The sequence below is a fragment of the Syntrophorhabdaceae bacterium genome (assembly GCA_035541755.1).
Classification (GTDB): Bacteria; Desulfobacterota; Syntrophorhabdia; order Syntrophorhabdales; family Syntrophorhabdaceae; genus PNOF01.
Genome location: DATKMQ010000109.1, coordinates 11,078 through 27,790 on the forward strand (window position 1 = coordinate 11,078; position 16,713 = coordinate 27,790).

The window sequence follows — 16,713 nt, forward strand, 5'->3', positions numbered from 1 at the left end:
GAATGAACCGTTCATTGTGGCAGAGATTTCTTCTCGACCCGCAACCGTCTGCGCCAACCCGCCCCTATGGCTGAAGCAAGCACCAAAAGCGCTATGATCATGAAATAATCTCCCCACCTCACATAAACGGTTCTTGTACTCCGGAGTGCAAAGGATCCTTGCAGCACGTCTTCGGTGAAGATCGGCGTTCTTGCCTCAATGCGTCCATTCGGGTCGATGACGGCGCTTATCCCTGTGTTGGCGGCTCTGAGTAGATATCGGTCCGTCTCAATGGCCCTGAACACATAGAAGGCAAAATGCTCATAGGGCGCCGATGTCCTATCGTACCAGGCATCGTTCGTCAGATTAACAAGCACTTGGGCTCCTCTGCGAACCGTTTCGTTGGTTATGGAGGGGAATACCCCCTCGTAACAGATGAGGACGCCGATAGAGCCGATATCCGTTTTGATCGGTTCGTGAGATTGGCCGGGCGAAAAATCACCCCCCGCAGCAGTCAGTTTTGCGAGAAAGGGGAAATAAGAGATGAGCGGCGTATACTCGCCGAAGGGCACGAGGTGTACTTTATTGTAGACTCCCTCTGTTTCGCCGTCTTTGCCGATGACGTAAGCGGAGTTGCGTAACCTCCTTGACGAGTCTTCGGACATGGTGCCAAACAGAAGGTTGCTGCCCACAGCGCCGGGTAATGCTTTGATGTATTTGTTCGCATATATCTCCCGGTCAAATAAGAAGGGCATGGCGGTTTCCGGCCAGATGACCAGATCCACGTCTTTGACAGACGACAAGGTCATCTGTAAATACTTTTTGATGGTCATGACCTTAAAAGCCTCGTCCCACTTCACATCCTGTTTCACGTTTCCCTGTACAATTGCCGTCTTAAAATGGGGTCTCTCGGTCTTTTCGGAAAGCTTAGCGAATCCATATACCAGGGTAAGAGCGACAAGGGCTGCTATGACGACGACATAGATGGGAGACATCCTTCCTCTTTTCCAGAGGACAAAGAAAATCGTGTTTACGGCAACGATGAGGAAGGATATGAAATAAGCGCCCGTAATCGACGCCACTTGAATGAAAGGGAGAAAGGTGTATTGGGAATGGGCAAGAAAGGACCAGGGAAAGCCGGATAACAGAACACCTCTCGCGTATTCGAGTGCGACCCATGTAAGAGGCGCCGAGAGATAGAGCGGTACTGAAAACCGTTTTTCAAACCAGGCGCAGGATAGTGCGAAAACACCGGTGTAGAGCGAAAGGTAGAACACAAACAGGAGGAGGATAAGAAAACTCGAAACAATGTCGATCCCGCCATAACGGTTCATGGCGATGACCACCCAGTATATGAGACCAAGATAGGAGACGAGGCCCGTCAGGTATCCGGAAACGAACGAGAAGCGAAGATCATCTTTCTTTATCGAACCGAAAAGCGGCATGAGGGCGATAAAGGCGAGCGGAAACAGAGAAATAGGCGGCTGAATGACGACAAGCAGGATGCCGGAAAGAAAAGACAGGCTATACTTATTGAGGCCGTGCAAGAATCCTTTACTATGGATTGCCTTCAATATGCGCACCCCGATTTGATTACGCCGCTCTGTTCCCCGTACGTATTATGGGCTCTCACGAAATCCATGCACCTTTTCTCCCTGTAACGCATTCTTCTGGCCTCTTGTCCACCCTTCTCATGGTCATATCCCAGGACGTGTGCCAGGCCGTGGACGATAAGCGCAAAAATTCGGTCGTACAGTGGCAGCCCCGCCTCGCGGGCCTCCTCTTCAGCCCGCTCAATCGAAATGATGATATCACCGAGGACCTCTGATGGCAGGCCGTTAAGATAAGAAAAAGATATGACATTGGTCGGTCGGTTCTTTCCGAAGAGATGTTTGTTGAGTTCCGCGATCTTTTTGTTGTCCACGAAGAGGAGGCTCAAGTCCTTATTTTGAACCCCCGAAAAGGCGAGCAAATCTTCGGTGACCTTTTTGATGGTCTTTATGTTTAGTCTCAGAAGTTTTTGGGAGTTTTTTATCAGTACCGCCATTGGTCGTCCTTTCAGGATAATCAATCCTATGATGGAAGATGCCGATGAGAATGGCTATGAAACTCTTCTGAATGGCATGCAGGTCTTTCAGGGTTAACTCGCACTCATCGAGCTGACCGTCGAGGAATATATTCTCTATGATATTCTGAACGTGGCTTTCGATCCTCTTAGGTGTCGGGTCCTCAAGGGTGCGCGATGCGGCCTCCACTGCGTCGGCAAGCATGATGATACCCGCCTCTTTAGTCTGTGGCTTTGGTCCGGCATAGCGGAAATCCTTCTCTTCAATCACATGGAGATTGGGGTCCTCCTTTTCTTTGGCCACACTGTAAAAATAGCTTACCAGGCTTGTGCCGTGGTGTTGCCGTATAATGTCGGTGATTTTTGTTCCGATCTTATATTCGTGAGCCAGATCCACCCCTTCCTTCACGTGGGAAAGGATGATCAGCGCGCTCATGTTGGGAGTTAAGCCTTCATGAGCATCTTCGCTCCCCGGCCTGTTCTCAATGTAATAGTGGGGCATCTTGAGCTTTCCGATATCGTGATAGTACGCGGCCACGCGGGTGAGCAGCGGATGTGCCCCGATGCTCTCCGAGGCGGCCTTGGAAAGGTTGCCCACCACGATGCTGTGATGATAAGTGCCGGGCGCATTAAGCATCATATCTTCGAGAAGCGGGTTCTCGAGATTAGCGAGTTCCAGAAGCTTGATGTCGGTTGTGTAGTCGAAGACGTTTTCGATGAGCGGAAGGATACCCAGGGCGAGAAAACTGCTTATCACGCCGCTTAAGAGTATAAAGGCGATTTGTGCCGTAACATGCCCCTCGGGATGACCGAAAAAGAGGCCGAGCATAATGACAAGCAAAGCCGTTATTGAAGCCGCATAAAGCCCTGCCTTGAGTATGATGCTCCGATTCTCGCATTTGCCCGAGAAATAGGAGGCGAGGATATTGCCTACGAAGACGTAGAGAAAGACGGTAAGACTGTTTTCGAAGGCGAAACCGAGAACCACGGCGAGGATTAAGGAAAAGACCAGTGCCGCTTCGGAAAAAAGGACAATCCTGAAGACGATGCCGAAAAGAAATATGGGTATCACGTAGAACAACTCCCCGGCGAGACTTTCCACGTAATAGGTAAAAATCATAAAACATGCCTTCATGAGAAGAGTGCTGAACACGGTAAAGACCGTGGCAAAAACGAGGTCTTTGAGCGAAAGGACAAATTTCTTGATATTCTTTTCTGCATAAACAAAAACGACGATGACGTATAAGAACATGAGAACAAAAAAGGCGAAGAACCTTCTTACGGAAAACTCCCCGGCGCTACTTAAGGCGTTTAAGGCGGCAAGTTTCTTCAAGTGCTCCTCGTTGATCCTTTCGCCCTCACGGACAATGATCTCGCCCTTCTTCACCGTCATATCGGTGCCCGGGATCGAAAAGTCGACAGGCGCTTTGATGTTGGATGAGGAGATGTCGTTCAGTTCGTATGTAGCGCTCACACGGGGGCTTTTAACGCCGACAACGAGCGCAAGCACGAGAGAAAAAACAAAGAGGACGAGCAGCTTCCGATAATCTATATACGAAGGAGGTCTGTCCTTGCCGTTAGGCATTTCTCCCGTCCTTCGGTGTGGGTTTGCGGTCTTCGTAAGCCTTGATTATCTTTTGGACGAGCGGGTGCCTGACCACATCTTTTCCCGTAAAGTAAACAAACCTGATACCCTTGATCCCCTGAAGCACGTGCTGAACTTCCACGAGGCCGCTCGTTTTTTTGTCAGCCAGATCGATCTGGGTAATGTCGCCGGTGATTACGGTCTTCGAAGAAAATCCAAGCCTTGTCAGAAACATTTTCATTTGCTCCGAGGCGGTATTTTGAGCCTCATCGAGAATAATAAAGGCATCGTTTAGGGTCCTGCCCCGCATGAACGCGAGCGGTGCGATTTCGATTACGCCCCGTTCGAGAAGCCGGCCCGCCCTGTCCATGTCAACCATGTCGTAGAGTGCATCATAGAGCGGTCTCAGATAAGGGTTTACCTTCTCGTACATGGTTCCCGGAAGGTATCCGAGTTTCTCGCCTGCCTCAATGGCGGGTCGCGTGAGCACTATCCTCGTAACCTCCTTACGGTAATAAGCTGAAAGGGCCATGGCCATGGCGAGATAGGTCTTGCCCGTGCCCGCAGGACCGATGCCGATGACCATATCGTATTTTCTCATGGCCTCGACGTAAGCCCGCTGGTTACGGGTCTTGGGCGTTATGATCTTTTTTGAGGCGCCGATATATATTTGATCTTTCCGGATATCTTCTGTTGGGTGATGCGCATGAGATACAAAACGAACCGCGTTATCGATATCGGAATGATGCAATGTGAACCCCTTCTTGATAATTCCCTGGAGTTCGCCTATTACTTTGCCGGCATCCTCGATATCCTTTTTGCTCCCCACAAGGGTGAGGTGAGTTCCCCGAATGCTTGGCCGGATGTTGAAGTATTTTTTCAGGTATTTTATGTTTTCTTCACGGGGCCCGAAGAGGTTTCGGGCCACGTCGATATCCTCGAAGGATAGTCTTAAGAATCCTTCCTCAGTTTTCTCGTCCAATAAGCTTTGTCTTCTCCTTATGTTATGTTTCTACTATACCACAAAAAACTCTTTTTTCAAACCGTGGTCAATCTGTCTTTCCGGCCGCCTGCGTCGATATGTTTGGCGTCTTTCTCATTTCGCACCCCTGCAAAGGCGCGATAGCGCGACCGGCCCTAACCTGGATTCATCAGGAATGGCAGGGGAATGGAACGAGGAATCACCTCGTACGCTCAATCGCTTTTCGATGCCCGACATGCTATGATATTGACCCTATGGGCGCATTCGGTATGGAAAAAGACCAGGTCAAGCTTATCATGGTCGGCGGCAAGGGGGGCGTGGGAAAGACGACCTGCGCTGCCGCCATCGCCTTACGTTTCGCGCGGGACAACAAGAAGGTCCTCGTGATTTCAAGTGATCCGGCACCCTCGCTCTCGGATATTTTTGAAAAACAGATCGGCGACAGAGAGGTCAAGGTATATGATGACCTCGAATTGTACGGTCTCGAAGTATCATCAGACATCGTTCTCAAGCGATGGAAGGAGCGTTTCGGAGCCGAGATCTATGAAGTGGTCTCCTGCTTTGCTGCTGTCGATTATGATTTTGTGGATTATATCGGAGGCGCGCCGGGTATCGAGGAGGAGTACATGCTCAATTTTATTATGGAGCTTGTCATGAGCAAGGCCTACGACATCGTGGTTTGGGACACGGCCCCGGCAGGCCACACGTTAAGATTGCTTAAATTGCCCCAACTCTTTCTCTCCCATATGGAGGCAGCCACCAAGTTCTACATGAACATGTACGGCTATCTGGAAAAATTGAAAGACGCGCTTACGCTCGCGGAATCGAAAAGGACCCTCTTAGAGATCATCGCAGGCTGGGAAGCCCTTGCCGAGAAGATCGTCGCCTTTATCAGGGACCCTTCTCTTGTCCAGTATCTCATCGTGACGATCCCCGAGGCGTTAGGCGTGAAACTCACCCAAAGGGTGATTGGTGAACTGGAGCAGAACAATCTAAAGGTTGAAAACATCATCATCAACCACGTAATAGAGAAGGATGACTGTGAATTCCATAGAATGCGTCGCTTAATGCAAAGGCAGTATATCGACTCCATCAGGGACGACTACGGGGACAAGAATATCATGCTCCTTTACCTTGCGCCCTATGAAATAAAAGGCTACGAAAAGATCCTCGAGGTTTCAAAGGCGCTCTTTCCTCAAGGAAGTGGGTGGTGTTCCCCATGAATACGCTGAAAATCACGGGCGGACGTCTGAAAGGCAGAACCATAAGTCTTTCTGGCGGCGGGGAGGCCCGCTACACGTCTTCAAAAGTCAGGCAGGCGATCTTCAATGCCATAGGTAGCGTGGAAGGCAAGGATGTGCTTGATCTTTTTGCAGGATCAGGCTCCTTCTCTATCGAGGCATTGAGCCGGAAAGCCAGGTCGGCCACGTGCGTTGAGATCGACCGGGAAAGGGCGAGTATGCTTGAGAAAAACCTCGCCACCATGGCGTTAAATAAATATTGCCAAGTGTTTAATATGGATGTAAGATATGCCATCCCTTTGCTTTCAGACAAAGGCCTGTTCTATGACATAATTTTCATGGATCCGCCCTATGAAAAGGGATACCTGACGGAGACGATGTTCTGCATTGAAAAGCGCGTAATTTACAAAAGAGACGCCATGATCATCATGGAGCACTCCAAGAGGGAGATACCGATTATCACGAACTTGAGAACCGACCGTCCGGGTGAGACAAAGTCGAGACATTATGGCGACACCGTTATTACCATACACACCATAGGTTAATGCATAAGGAGTTCTTCATGAAAGATAAGGTAGCTGTCTATCCGGGCTCGTTCGACCCGATTACGTACGGCCATCTGGATATCCTGCATCGCGGGCTGGAACTCTTTGATAGGGTTATCGTTGCTATAGCCAACAATATCGAAAAAAAGGCCCTCTTCACCGTAGACGAGCGGAAAGAGCTGATTCGCCAGTCCGTAAACGGCGGGGATAACGTGGTCATCGACAGCTTCAACGGTCTCCTTGTCCAGTACGTGAAAGACGTGGGCGCCCGGTTCGTGATCCGGGGGCTTCGGGCTATGAGCGATTTTGAGTATGAGTTCCAGATGGCGTCCATGAACCGGAACCTGAATCCCGACATGGACACCCTTTTCATGATGACGAGCAAGGATTATTTTTTTGTCAGTTCGAGGACCATCAAGGAAGTTGCGTCCTTTTCAGGTTCTGTAGAGGAGTTTGTGCCCCCTGCGGTTGCGATTAAGCTCAAGGAGAAGATACGTAAGAGATGAAAAGATGGCTCGTGCTTCTTAGCTGCCTGGTCTTCATTTTTTCGGCGGCCCTGTGCGCCTGCCCGGCGCAGGCTAAAGATGTATATTACATCACCGTTAATGGCGCGATTAATCCACCTGTCGCAAGTTTTATAAGAGAGGCTATCGAGAAGACCCAGGCGAAGGGCGCAGAAGCCCTGATCATTCTTCTTGATACACCCGGCGGTCTCGATACCTCGATGCGGGAGATCGTCAAGAATATCATGGATGCGAGTATCCCTGTGGTTGTTTATGTCTACCCGTCAGGAGCACGGGCGGCATCCGCGGGAAGCATTATCCTCATGGCGTCTCACATTGCCGCCATGGCGCCGGGTACCAACGTGGGCGCCGCGCATCCGGTATCGATCGGAAAAGAAAAACCTGACAAAGTCATGGAGAAAAAGATACTTCAGGACGCCGAGGCATATTCGCGCAGCATCGCCATGAAAAGGGGAAGGAACGTGGAGTGGGCGGCAAAGGCGGTCACCGAGAGCTCTTCCATCACGGCAAAGGACGCACTGGACAAACACGTCATTGATCTTGTGGCAGACAATATGGACGACCTTCTTGCCAAGATAGACGGCAGGACCGTGGAAACGAAGAACGGTAAGGTCACCCTTAAGACAAAGGGAGCGGTCAAAACAGAAATTCCCATGTCATCCAAGTATAAGCTCCTCTCCTATCTCAGCGACCCCAATATAGCCTATCTTCTCATGATGCTCGGTATCTACGGCATTCTCTTTGAGCTTTATAGTCCGGGTACGATCTTTCCGGGTGTCATCGGAGGAATTTCCATCATCCTCGCGCTTTATGCCTTCCAGACCATACCGATCAGTTTCGCAGGCCTTGCACTTATACTCCTGGGGGTCATTTTCTTTATCCTGGAATTGAAAATTATCACCCATGGACTGTTGGGTATAGCGGGCATCATATCCATTGTTATCGGTTCGGTCATGCTCGTCAATGTGCCCTCCAGTGCCTTTTCGATTTCGTGGGAGACCATACTCATTGTGGCGGTCGCTTCGGCGCTTTTTGTCTTCGGCGTTCTCGGGTATGCTGTGAGGGCCCAGCTTTCCAAGGTCAAAACAGGCGTGGAAGGTCTCGTGGGAGAGATTGGTGTTGCGGAAACGGACATTCTGGCCAAAGGAAAGGTCTCGGTTCATGGAGAATTGTGGAATGCGAAAAGTGATGAGCCTGTAAATAGCGGCGAAGAGGTCGTGGTGATAAGCGTAGAAAGGCTCATTGTAAAAGTCAAAAAAATAAAAGGGGGTTAAGATGTTTCCAGCGTACATATTTATCATCGTGCTTATTGTGTTTTTTCTTGCCAGTGCCATTAAGGTATTGAACGAATACGAGAGGGGCGTCATATTCAGATTGGGTCGAGTCCTTGGCGCTCCCAAAGGGCCGGGGCTTATCATCCTCATCCCCATCATCGACAGGATGACCAAGGTAAGCTTGAGGACCGTGGTGCTCGACATACCCCCACAGGATGTCATTACGAGAGATAATGTGTCCATCAAAGTGAATGCCGTTGTCTATTTCCGGGTCATTGACCCCATGAAAGCGATCATCGATGTGGAGAACTTTCTCTATGCGACAAGCCAGCTCTCCCAGACCACACTGCGGAGCGTTTTGGGTCAGGCAGAACTGGATGATCTGTTGTCGCACAGGGAACAGCTCAACGAAAAGCTCCAGGAAATACTCGACACCCATACCGAGCCCTGGGGCATAAAGGTCTCTAATGTAGAAGTGAAGAATGTGGATCTTCCCCAGGAAATGCAGAGGGCCATAGCCCGCCAGGCTGAGGCTGAGCGTGAGAGAAGGGCCAAGATTATTGGCGCGGAAGGTGAGTTTCAGGCTTCAACAAAACTCTCGGAGGCATCCGATATCCTTTCGAGAAACCCTATGGCCTTGCAGCTTCGCTATCTGCAGACCCTCATAGAGATCTCCACGGAGAAGAATTCGACGATCATCTTCCCGATACCCATAGATATTCTTAAGGTCTTTATGGAGAAATTGAGCAAGTGATTGAATAGAAGAGAGAGTGTAAGATTGATGAAAAGACTGTTTGTTACTACCATCATATGCCTGTTCTGTGTCACAGCGCTTGAGGCGCGACCGGCCATCGCAAAAAAACATTCACCGAGAAAGCCGATCGCAGAGCAAAAGGCCAAGGAAGCCGACAGGGCTCCGTATCAGGCTTATATCGTGACAGAGGCAAACACCGGAAAGGTCCTTGAAGGGGAAAACGCGAATGCGAAGAGGCCCCCCGCGAGCATTACGAAACTTATGGTGGCCTGCATCGTCATGGAAAAGCTGGCGACCGGCGCGGTAAAACTGACGGACCGGATTCCCATTTCGAGAGAGGCCTCTAAAATAGGGGGGAGCCAGGTCTATTTGAAGGAAGGCGAAACCTTCACCCTTGAAGAACTTATGAAGGCCATGATGATTCATTCCGCCAACGACGCCGCGTACGCTATTAGCGAATTCGTGGCCGGTGGCGCCGAAGAAATGGTTAAGCTTATGAACGAGAAAGCCAAACAGCTCGGCCTTAACGACACGGAATACCATTCGGTTCACGGATTGCCTCCCGGCAAAGGCCAGAAGGAGGACCTTACCTCCTGCGCCGATCTTGCTATCCTTGCTCGCGAGGTCTTAAATTACCCCAAGCTCATGGAATGGACATCCACAAAGACCGATGGTTTCAGAGACGGCAAGTTCGTCCTTACCAACACCAATAAACTACTTGTAAAGTTCCCCGGCGCCGATGGTTTGAAAACGGGCTATTACCGGGAGTCAGGGTTTAACATTGTGGCGACAGCCAAAAGGGGTGATCTGCGTTTCATCGCCGTGGTCATGGGAAGTCCGAGCGGAAAGATACGCGATGATGTGGCCATGGAGAAGTTGAAAAAGGCCTTTTCCCAGTATAAGATGTTGAACGTTGTCAAGAAGGGGGAGGTCGTAGATCAAGATGTTTTTCTTATCGATGGAAAATACAAGAGGATGAAAGGGGTTGCGGAGAAGACATTTTCATACCCCATCCCCGTGGATAAGAAGGGTACGATAAAGAAGGAAGTCGTTCTTCCTGACCGGATAAAGGGAGAGATACGGGAAGGACAGAAGCTCGGCGAGATGGTAGTCCGCCTCGACAACGATGTAATAGGAAAGGTGGATATCGTCTCCCCGGTCTATGTGCCCAAGGCAAACCTGTTCACGAGGTTCATCAGAAGGCTTGGTCTCAACGTTTAGAGGTGATATAAGTTTGTACACCATGATGAAGAACAAAGAGATTATCGTGGGGGTAAGCGGCGGCATCGCGGCTTACAAAACCGTTGAACTCATACGAAATCTGACAAAGAGAGGGGCCAGCGTCCATGTGGTCATGACGAAAAACGCCATGGAATTCGTAACGCCTCTCACGTTCCAGACGGTCTCGGGCAATACGGTTATCCATGAGATGTTCGAGCTATTCACGGGTTCTAAGATAGGTCACATCACGCTCTCCGACATAGCCGATCTGCTTGTCATTGCGCCGGCCACGGCGAACGTCATCGGCAAGGTTGCCAATGGCATTGCCGATGATTTCTTGACGACCATGGTCATGGCCACTACGGTACCGGTCTTCTTCGTGCCTTCCATGAACACCAAGATGTGGGGAAGCCCCATGGTCCAGGCCAATGTGGACAAACTCAAGAACGCAGGATACGAAATGATGGAGCCGGCAAGCGGCGATCTCGCCTGCGGCACCGAGGGTAAAGGCAGACTCCCGTCCGTTGAAGAGATCCTGGAAAAAATGGAGGACATCTTTACGGAGAAAGATCTTATAGGAGAGAGGGTCCTTATCACCGCCGGCCCTACCGTGGAATTCATCGATCCCGTGCGGTGCATCACGAATATCTCTTCCGGTAAGATGGGGTACGCCCTCGCAAAGATTGCGAGAAGAAGAGGGGCGGATGTCACGCTCATCTCCGGCCCCACATCGATTGAGCTTGAAAGAAGCGACATACCGGTGATCCCGGTAAGTAGCGCCTGCAACATGAGAGACGAGGTAATGAAACACTATGAAGATGCCACGATCGTGATCAAAACCGCGGCAGTAGCCGATTTTAAGTGCAAGGAAGAGAACTGTCAGAAGATCAAGAAGAAGGGTAACAGCAATTTCCTCACGCTTGAACTGGAAAAGAACCCTGACATTATAGGCGAACTCGGAAAGGTGAAGGGTGACCGCATAATAGTCGGTTTTGCGGCGGAGACAGAGAAGATGCTCGAACACGCTTCAGAAAAACTGAAAAAAAAGAACCTGGACCTTATCGTGGCGAATGATGTGTCTAAAGCAGGTATAGGCTTTGGCTCAGACGAGAACGAAGTGACCATCATTGAAAGGTCGGGGAATATGAAACGGGTACCACAGCTGAGCAAGGACGAGGTCGCAACAATCGTCCTTGATTCCATAAAGAAGATCATAAAAAAGAGAAAAACTAAGGAAGACTGGTATTAGAAAGCAGTTCATGGTATTGACTCATCGCAATCCCGTTCTCCCCATAGTGGTTTTCACGGTTCGCAGAAACACGCGGAGCGCGGCGCTCATCTTTTTGTTTTTGGCCGCCGTTACAGGATGGCTCTTACCGCAGAAGTGTTTTGCAGCGGAAGACAGGGTGGTGCAGGTCGTTGAAAAGGCAGGCAAGGCTATCGTGTTCGTAAAGACGGAGGAGCTCTCGCAAGCCCCGGACGAGGAACAGAAGCCTTCTTTGTTGAGAAAATACTTCGGCAGCGAGGAGGATACCGGGGAACTAGTTCCGAATAAAGGCTCCGGCGTGGTCCTTGATCCACGAGGCATCGTAGTGACAAATGAGCACCTTATCGAACGGGCCATCAATATCCGGGTCAAATTCGTGAGCGGCAAAGAGTATGATGCCTACGTACTGGCAAGCGACCCTGAGTTCGACATAGCTCTTCTCAAAATCATAACGAGCAAGCCCGATTTTCCCTACCTCACGATTGGCCCGAAACGGACTGTCCGGGTTGGCGAAAAGGCCATCGTCATTGGCAGCCCCTTCGAACTCACGAGCTCGGTCACTGTAGGTGTTATCAGTTTCATAGGGAGAAACCTCCGCATCGAAGGAAAGGTTTATGCGGACCTCATCCAGACGGATGCCGCAATAAATCCGGGTAACAGTGGTGGAGCGCTCCTCGACGGCGATGGAAATCTCTTGGGAATCGTGACCGCCATCTATGGTGAAGGCAAAGGCATCGGTTTTGCCATACCCATAGACGATGTGGCGGTCATGCTCTCCGAATTTCTGGAGAACAGCCCGAAAAGACCTATTCTCGGCCTTTTCTTCGAAAAAAGAAAAGACGAGCGCGGTGCCTTTCTGTTTGTGAGTAAGGTTATTCAGGGGAGCCCGGCAATGACCTATGGATTGAAAGAGGGGGACCGGATCACCGAGATCAATAAGAAGACGATTAAGGAAGGCACGAAACCCCACAGCATCATGCGCGGCGTAGAAGACGAAGGCGCGCTACAGCTCAGAATCTCGAGAGGACTGAAGAAATATACGATGAACGTAGATGCCGCGGACCTCGAGAAGTACACGCCTCTTCCCATCGACGAGGCGCTCTGCGGTATGAGGGTCTCCGACATCAAAGGGTACCCCAAACTGAAATATAAGCTGAGGGACAAAGAAGGCGTGGTGGTGACCAGGGTCCTAAGCGGGGGAATTGCGGAGAGATCGGGTCTCAAAAGTGGCGACGTAATCGTGAAGATCAACAACAATACCATAAAAGATAGTCAAGATTTCAACTCCTTTATGGTTGAAGGGCTGAAAAGGAATTATATTCTCTATCAGGTGAGGAGGAATGACAGTCTCTTTTTCGTGCCTGTCAAACTCGATACTTTACTTTAGAGGGATGTTATGGAAGACAAGACTAATGTGACTGAAGAATCCTACGAAGCATCGGATGAGGCAAGTGGGGATATCTTTTCCACTATCGATTTTTCAACCTTCCTTCTTTCGCTGTCAACCTCCGCGCTCGTCTCCCTTGGAGAGTTGCCCGATCCCTTAAGGAACGAAAAGAGCGTCAACCTTGCGCTTGCCAAACAGACCATACACGTCATCGAGATGTTGCAGGATAAGACGAAGGGCAATCTCATCGATGAAGAGGAGCGACTGATAGAGGGCATTCTCTATGATTTACGGATGAAATATGTGAGGGCAGCAGGATAGGCAGTATTTAAGCGCGACGACCGACTATTAACCGTAGACCCGTTTATAAATGGTATCAATGTGATGAAAGTAGTGTTCCATGCTGCAGGTGCTTTCAATCTCCGAAGCGCTTAAGTGTTGGCGCAAGGGTTCATCCTTTTTCAGCTCAGTAACAAAATCGAGATGATTTTCGTAACATCTCATGGCAACCGCCTGGGTAAGTTTGTATGCCTCTTGTCTGGCGAGACCTTTGTTGACGAGCGCGATGAGGATCGCTTCCGAGTGGTAGAGGCCTCGGGAGATATCGAGGTTTGTCTTCATTTTCTCGGGATAGACCATAAGATTGCCGTAGAGATTTTTGACCCGTTCCAGCATGTAGTCAAGCACGATGGTTGCATCCGGCCCGATGACCCGCTCCACGGAAGAGTGGCTGATATCCCGTTCATGCCAGAGGGGTACATTTTCGAGTGAGGACATGGCGTATCCGTGCAACAGACGAGCGAGACCGCAAAGGTTCTCCGACGCGATGGGGTTCCGTTTGTGAGGCATTGCGGAGGAGCCCGTTTGTCCTTTTTGGAAAAATTCTTCGGCCTCACCCACCTCTGTTCTCTGGAGGTTCCTTATTTCCATGGCCATCCTTTCAATGGATGAGCCGATGATTGCGAGCGTCGCAAAGAACTCCGCGTAATAATCACGGGGAATGATCTGTGAGGATATGGGCGTTACCTTTAATCCAAGTTTCTCGCAGACGTATTCTTCCACAAAGGGCGGCACGTGAGCGTAGGTCCCTACAGCCCCCGATATTTTGCCGTGGCGGATACGCTCCCGGGCGGCCTTCATCCTTTCCAGGTTTCTCCTCATTTCGTCGTAGAAATGTGTTATCTTGAGGCCGAAGGTTACGGGTTCGGCGTGGATCCCGTGGGTTCTCCCTATTGCGGGAGTTTCTTTGTACTGAAAGGCCTTTTCTTTAAGCACGGCCATGAGGGTCCGTAGGTCTTCGATTAATATTTCAGATGCCTCATTGAGTTGACAGGCAAAGGAAGTGTCGAGAATATCCGAGGAGGTAACACCCATGTGGATGTACTTAGACGAGGGCCCCACAAATTCCGAGACCGATTCTATGAAGGCCACCACATCATGCTTGGTCCGTTTCTCTATTTCTCGTATCCGTGGTGCATCGAATTTTGCCTTCTCGCGGATGGCCTTGAGATCGCCCTCAGGTATGAGCGAGAGCTTTGTATAAGCCTCGCAGATAAAAACCTCTATCTCAAGCCACTTTTGAAATCTGTTCTGTTCATCCCAGACGCGAGACATTCTCGGTAAGGTGTATCGTTCGATCATACGACTCTATATAACCCGACAGAGACCGTGGTGTCAATGATATTAAGCGCATAGAGGGGGCGTGCCTTGAGGGGACTTCCAGTCGTAGCCGCGATGACGCCTCGCACCTATTGCGATTGTTCTTGTGAACAAAGAACATCAGAATAATGCTTGACAACCTTAAAGCGGAATAGTACATATATCGGTACGATGTCCCGTTTTATGATCTTTGCGCCCAGCAAGAACAAACGTGATCAGCTTACTAAGACTACTTGTCTACATGGACAAAACTTGGTCTTTGTGTATCTCGAAGGGCAGGCGCCGCATGTTATGCCGATCGCGCATAGAACGCTTGAGGAGGGACTTTGAGAACCTATTCCGTGTGTAACGTTGTTTTGATTGTATTCGGAGCGGTTGTCTGCATGGGTTCTGTGCGGCTCGGTTTCGGGAGCTTCTCCGATCCCGGTGCGGGCTTCATGCCCATTCTATGCAGCCTGTTTTTGATCGCGCTGTCCGCCTTCGACCTTGTCTTTGGTGTCGTGAGCCACTGGGAGACAGATAGAAAGGACGAGGAGATCTGGGCGGATATCGATTGGGGCAGGCTTGTTACGACGGTTGCCATGTTGACGATGTATACGATACTGCTTCCGCTTGTCGGGTTTTGTTTCCCCACCGTGCTGCTTCTTTTGTTCCTTTTTCGTCTGATTGAGCGCCGTTCTTGGTGGCGTGCTGCTCTTTGGGCCGTTGTGGTTACCGCAGCGTTTTATCTCGGTTTCGGGCTTGCCCTTGGCGCTCAGCTTCCCAAGGGCGTTCTCGGGCTTTAAGGGCGGGAGGACAAGATGGAACTTTTTAACCAGTTATACATGGGATTCTCAGTGGCCTTGCAACCGAACAACCTTATATACTGTTTTTTGGGCACGCTTATCGGCACTCTCGTAGGGGTTCTTCCCGGCTTGGGACCGGTTGCCGCAATGTCATTGCTGTTACCGGCAACGTTCCATACAACACCCGAAGGTTCGATTATCATGCTGGCGGGCATTTACTACGGAGCCATGTACGGCGGCTCGACCACGTCCATATTGATGAACATTCCTGGAGAGGCCGCATCCATTGTCACCTGTCTCGACGGGCACGAGATGGCAAAACAAGGACGCGCCGGGGCTGCATTAGGAATTGCTGCCTTCGGCTCATTCATTGCAGGGACCATTGGCATCATCGGCATGCAGTTACTTTCTGTTCCGCTGGTCTCCTTTGCATTGAAATTTGGCCCCGCCGAATACTGTTCTCTCATGGTTCTGGGCATGGTCGTCCTTACCTTCCTTGCATCTGCTTCCATGGTTCGGGCGCTCATGATGGCCTCTCTCGGCCTTGTACTCGGCTGCGTGGGCCAGGACACCGTCTCCGGCCTCATGCGCTTCACATACGGCGTACCCGAACTCTTTGACGGAATAGGGTTAGTGCCTGTCGTCATGGGTCTTTTCGGCATTTCGGAAGTGTTGCTAAATGTTGAACGTGTGGCCAAGCAGGAGTTTCTCGAGGGTAAGATCAAGGGCCTGCTCCCGACCATGAAGGACTGGGCGAAATCGATATGGGCAATCATACGTGGCACGGTGCTTGGCTTCTTCCTCGGTATTTTGCCTGGCGGTGGCGGCACCATAGCGGCATTCGCGTCCTACGCCATAGAAAAGCGGATCTCCCCGTATCCCGAGAAGTTCGGAAAGGGCGCCATAGAAGGTGTTGCCGGTCCGGAATCGGCAAATAACGCTGCGGCTCAAGGTGCTTTTATTCCCTTGCTCTCTCTGGGGATACCGTCGAATGTGGTCATGGCCATGCTCCTTGGTGCCCTGATTATCCATGGGGTGACCCCGGGGCCGCTTCTCCTCGAACAGCATCCCCAACTCTTCTGGGGGGTAGTCGTCAGCATGTATGTGGGTAACATTATGTTGCTCATTCTCAATCTTCCCCTGATCGCCTTGTGGGTAAAAGTCTTGAAGGTGCCTTACTCGATTCTTTTCCCGCTCATCCTCCTCCTGTGCCTTGTGGGCGCCTATTCGATCAACAACAGTATGGCTGACGTATGGTTCACACTGGGGTTCGGAATTTTGGGATATCTCATGAAAAAACTGTCCCTCGAGGCCGCACCCATGGTCCTCGCCTTTGTGCTCGGTCCCATGCTGGAGACGGCGCTGCGCCAGTCACTCATTAAATCCAACGGGAGCTTTTCCATATTTTTCACACGGCCTATTTCGGCGGCTTTCATCGGTATAGC

The 16,713-nt window shown here is 50.6% G+C and carries 16 protein-coding genes; 11 read left to right on the top strand and 5 right to left on the bottom strand.

The features are described 5' to 3' along the window. Positions 1 to 11: 11 nt before the first annotated feature. The 4 genes from lnt to VMT62_11265 are packed head-to-tail and all read right to left on the bottom strand — an operon-like array spanning position 12 to position 4,611. Positions 12 to 1,553, bottom strand: coding sequence for an apolipoprotein N-acyltransferase (gene lnt, locus VMT62_11250; GenBank protein ID HVN96998.1), 1,542 nt, complete (start codon positions 1,551 to 1,553; stop codon positions 12 to 14). Next, complete coding sequence (gene ybeY / locus VMT62_11255) at positions 1,550 to 2,026, bottom strand: rRNA maturation RNase YbeY (GenBank protein ID HVN96999.1); 477 nt, start codon at positions 2,024 to 2,026, stop codon at positions 1,550 to 1,552. Before ybeY ends, lnt begins: the two co-directional genes overlap by 4 nt. After that, on the bottom strand, positions 1,923 to 3,629 hold the full coding sequence (locus VMT62_11260) for an HDIG domain-containing protein (GenBank protein ID HVN97000.1): 1,707 nt from the start codon (positions 3,627 to 3,629) through the stop codon (positions 1,923 to 1,925). Before VMT62_11260 ends, ybeY begins: the two co-directional genes overlap by 104 nt. Further along, the gene (locus VMT62_11265) at positions 3,622 to 4,611 is read right to left on the bottom strand and encodes a PhoH family protein (protein HVN97001.1); all 990 of its coding nucleotides are present in this window, start codon (positions 4,609 to 4,611) and stop codon (positions 3,622 to 3,624) included. Before VMT62_11265 ends, VMT62_11260 begins: the two co-directional genes overlap by 8 nt. Positions 4,612 to 4,865: 254 nt before the next feature. Between VMT62_11265 and VMT62_11270 the strand changes: the two genes are divergently transcribed. The 9 genes from VMT62_11270 to VMT62_11310 are packed head-to-tail and all read left to right on the top strand — an operon-like array spanning position 4,866 to position 13,145. Continuing rightward, positions 4,866 to 5,834, top strand: a complete 969-nt coding sequence (locus tag VMT62_11270) for an ArsA family ATPase (protein ID HVN97002.1) — start codon at positions 4,866 to 4,868, stop codon at positions 5,832 to 5,834. Next, positions 5,831 to 6,397, top strand: a complete 567-nt coding sequence (rsmD, locus tag VMT62_11275; protein HVN97003.1) for a 16S rRNA (guanine(966)-N(2))-methyltransferase RsmD — start codon at positions 5,831 to 5,833, stop codon at positions 6,395 to 6,397. Before VMT62_11270 ends, rsmD begins: the two co-directional genes overlap by 4 nt. A gap of 17 nt (positions 6,398 to 6,414) precedes the next feature. After that, positions 6,415 to 6,903 (top strand): pantetheine-phosphate adenylyltransferase, encoded by a 489-nt coding sequence (gene coaD / locus VMT62_11280; protein HVN97004.1) that lies wholly within the window; start codon positions 6,415 to 6,417, stop codon positions 6,901 to 6,903. After that, positions 6,900 to 8,195, top strand: a complete 1,296-nt coding sequence (locus VMT62_11285; GenBank protein HVN97005.1) for a nodulation protein NfeD — start codon at positions 6,900 to 6,902, stop codon at positions 8,193 to 8,195. The genes coaD and VMT62_11285 overlap by 4 nt, the downstream gene beginning before the upstream one ends. A gap of 1 nt (position 8,196) precedes the next feature. Further along, a complete protein-coding gene (locus VMT62_11290) occupies positions 8,197 to 8,949 on the top strand; it encodes a slipin family protein (protein HVN97006.1) in 753 nt (250 codons plus the stop codon). Positions 8,950 to 8,976: 27 nt separating this feature from the next. Further along, a complete protein-coding gene (locus VMT62_11295) occupies positions 8,977 to 10,170 on the top strand; it encodes a D-alanyl-D-alanine carboxypeptidase family protein (GenBank protein HVN97007.1) in 1,194 nt (397 codons plus the stop codon). A 22-nt stretch (positions 10,171 to 10,192) separates the two neighbouring features. Further along, positions 10,193 to 11,419, top strand: coding sequence for a bifunctional phosphopantothenoylcysteine decarboxylase/phosphopantothenate--cysteine ligase CoaBC (coaBC, locus tag VMT62_11300; GenBank protein ID HVN97008.1), 1,227 nt, complete (start codon positions 10,193 to 10,195; stop codon positions 11,417 to 11,419). A gap of 10 nt (positions 11,420 to 11,429) precedes the next feature. Further along, on the top strand, positions 11,430 to 12,824 hold the full coding sequence (locus tag VMT62_11305; protein ID HVN97009.1) for a trypsin-like peptidase domain-containing protein: 1,395 nt from the start codon (positions 11,430 to 11,432) through the stop codon (positions 12,822 to 12,824). Between the two features lie 9 nt (positions 12,825 to 12,833). Then, positions 12,834 to 13,145, top strand: coding sequence for a DUF1844 domain-containing protein (locus tag VMT62_11310; GenBank protein HVN97010.1), 312 nt, complete (start codon positions 12,834 to 12,836; stop codon positions 13,143 to 13,145). A gap of 27 nt (positions 13,146 to 13,172) precedes the next feature. On the opposite strand, the gene purB is transcribed toward VMT62_11310, so the two are convergent. Next, positions 13,173 to 14,465, bottom strand: a complete 1,293-nt coding sequence (gene purB, locus VMT62_11315; protein ID HVN97011.1) for an adenylosuccinate lyase — start codon at positions 14,463 to 14,465, stop codon at positions 13,173 to 13,175. Positions 14,466 to 14,809: 344 nt separating this feature from the next. Here purB and VMT62_11320 point away from each other — a divergent pair, with 344 nt between their 5' ends. Both VMT62_11320 and VMT62_11325 read left to right on the top strand, forming a co-directional pair. Further along, on the top strand, positions 14,810 to 15,268 hold the full coding sequence (locus VMT62_11320) for a tripartite tricarboxylate transporter TctB family protein (GenBank protein HVN97012.1): 459 nt from the start codon (positions 14,810 to 14,812) through the stop codon (positions 15,266 to 15,268). Positions 15,269 to 15,283: 15 nt separating this feature from the next. Then, on the top strand, positions 15,284 to 16,713 hold a 1,430-nt coding region (locus VMT62_11325), incomplete at its 3' end, for a tripartite tricarboxylate transporter permease (protein HVN97013.1).

Coding starts and splice junctions, on each gene's coding strand:
- coaD (HVN97004.1), top strand. CDS start 6,415: ATGAAAGATAAGGTAGCTGTCTATCCGGGCTCGTTCGACCCGATTACG.
- VMT62_11260 (HVN97000.1), bottom strand. CDS start 3,629: ATGCCTAACGGCAAGGACAGACCTCCTTCGTATATAGATTATCGGAAG.
- VMT62_11305 (HVN97009.1), top strand. CDS start 11,430: ATGGTATTGACTCATCGCAATCCCGTTCTCCCCATAGTGGTTTTCACG.
- ybeY (HVN96999.1), bottom strand. CDS start 2,026: ATGGCGGTACTGATAAAAAACTCCCAAAAACTTCTGAGACTAAACATA.
- VMT62_11270 (HVN97002.1), top strand. CDS start 4,866: ATGGGCGCATTCGGTATGGAAAAAGACCAGGTCAAGCTTATCATGGTC.
- rsmD (HVN97003.1), top strand. CDS start 5,831: ATGAATACGCTGAAAATCACGGGCGGACGTCTGAAAGGCAGAACCATA.
- VMT62_11290 (HVN97006.1), top strand. CDS start 8,197: ATGTTTCCAGCGTACATATTTATCATCGTGCTTATTGTGTTTTTTCTT.
- VMT62_11310 (HVN97010.1), top strand. CDS start 12,834: ATGGAAGACAAGACTAATGTGACTGAAGAATCCTACGAAGCATCGGAT.
- VMT62_11285 (HVN97005.1), top strand. CDS start 6,900: ATGAAAAGATGGCTCGTGCTTCTTAGCTGCCTGGTCTTCATTTTTTCG.
- purB (HVN97011.1), bottom strand. CDS start 14,465: ATGATCGAACGATACACCTTACCGAGAATGTCTCGCGTCTGGGATGAA.
- VMT62_11295 (HVN97007.1), top strand. CDS start 8,977: ATGAAAAGACTGTTTGTTACTACCATCATATGCCTGTTCTGTGTCACA.
- coaBC (HVN97008.1), top strand. CDS start 10,193: ATGATGAAGAACAAAGAGATTATCGTGGGGGTAAGCGGCGGCATCGCG.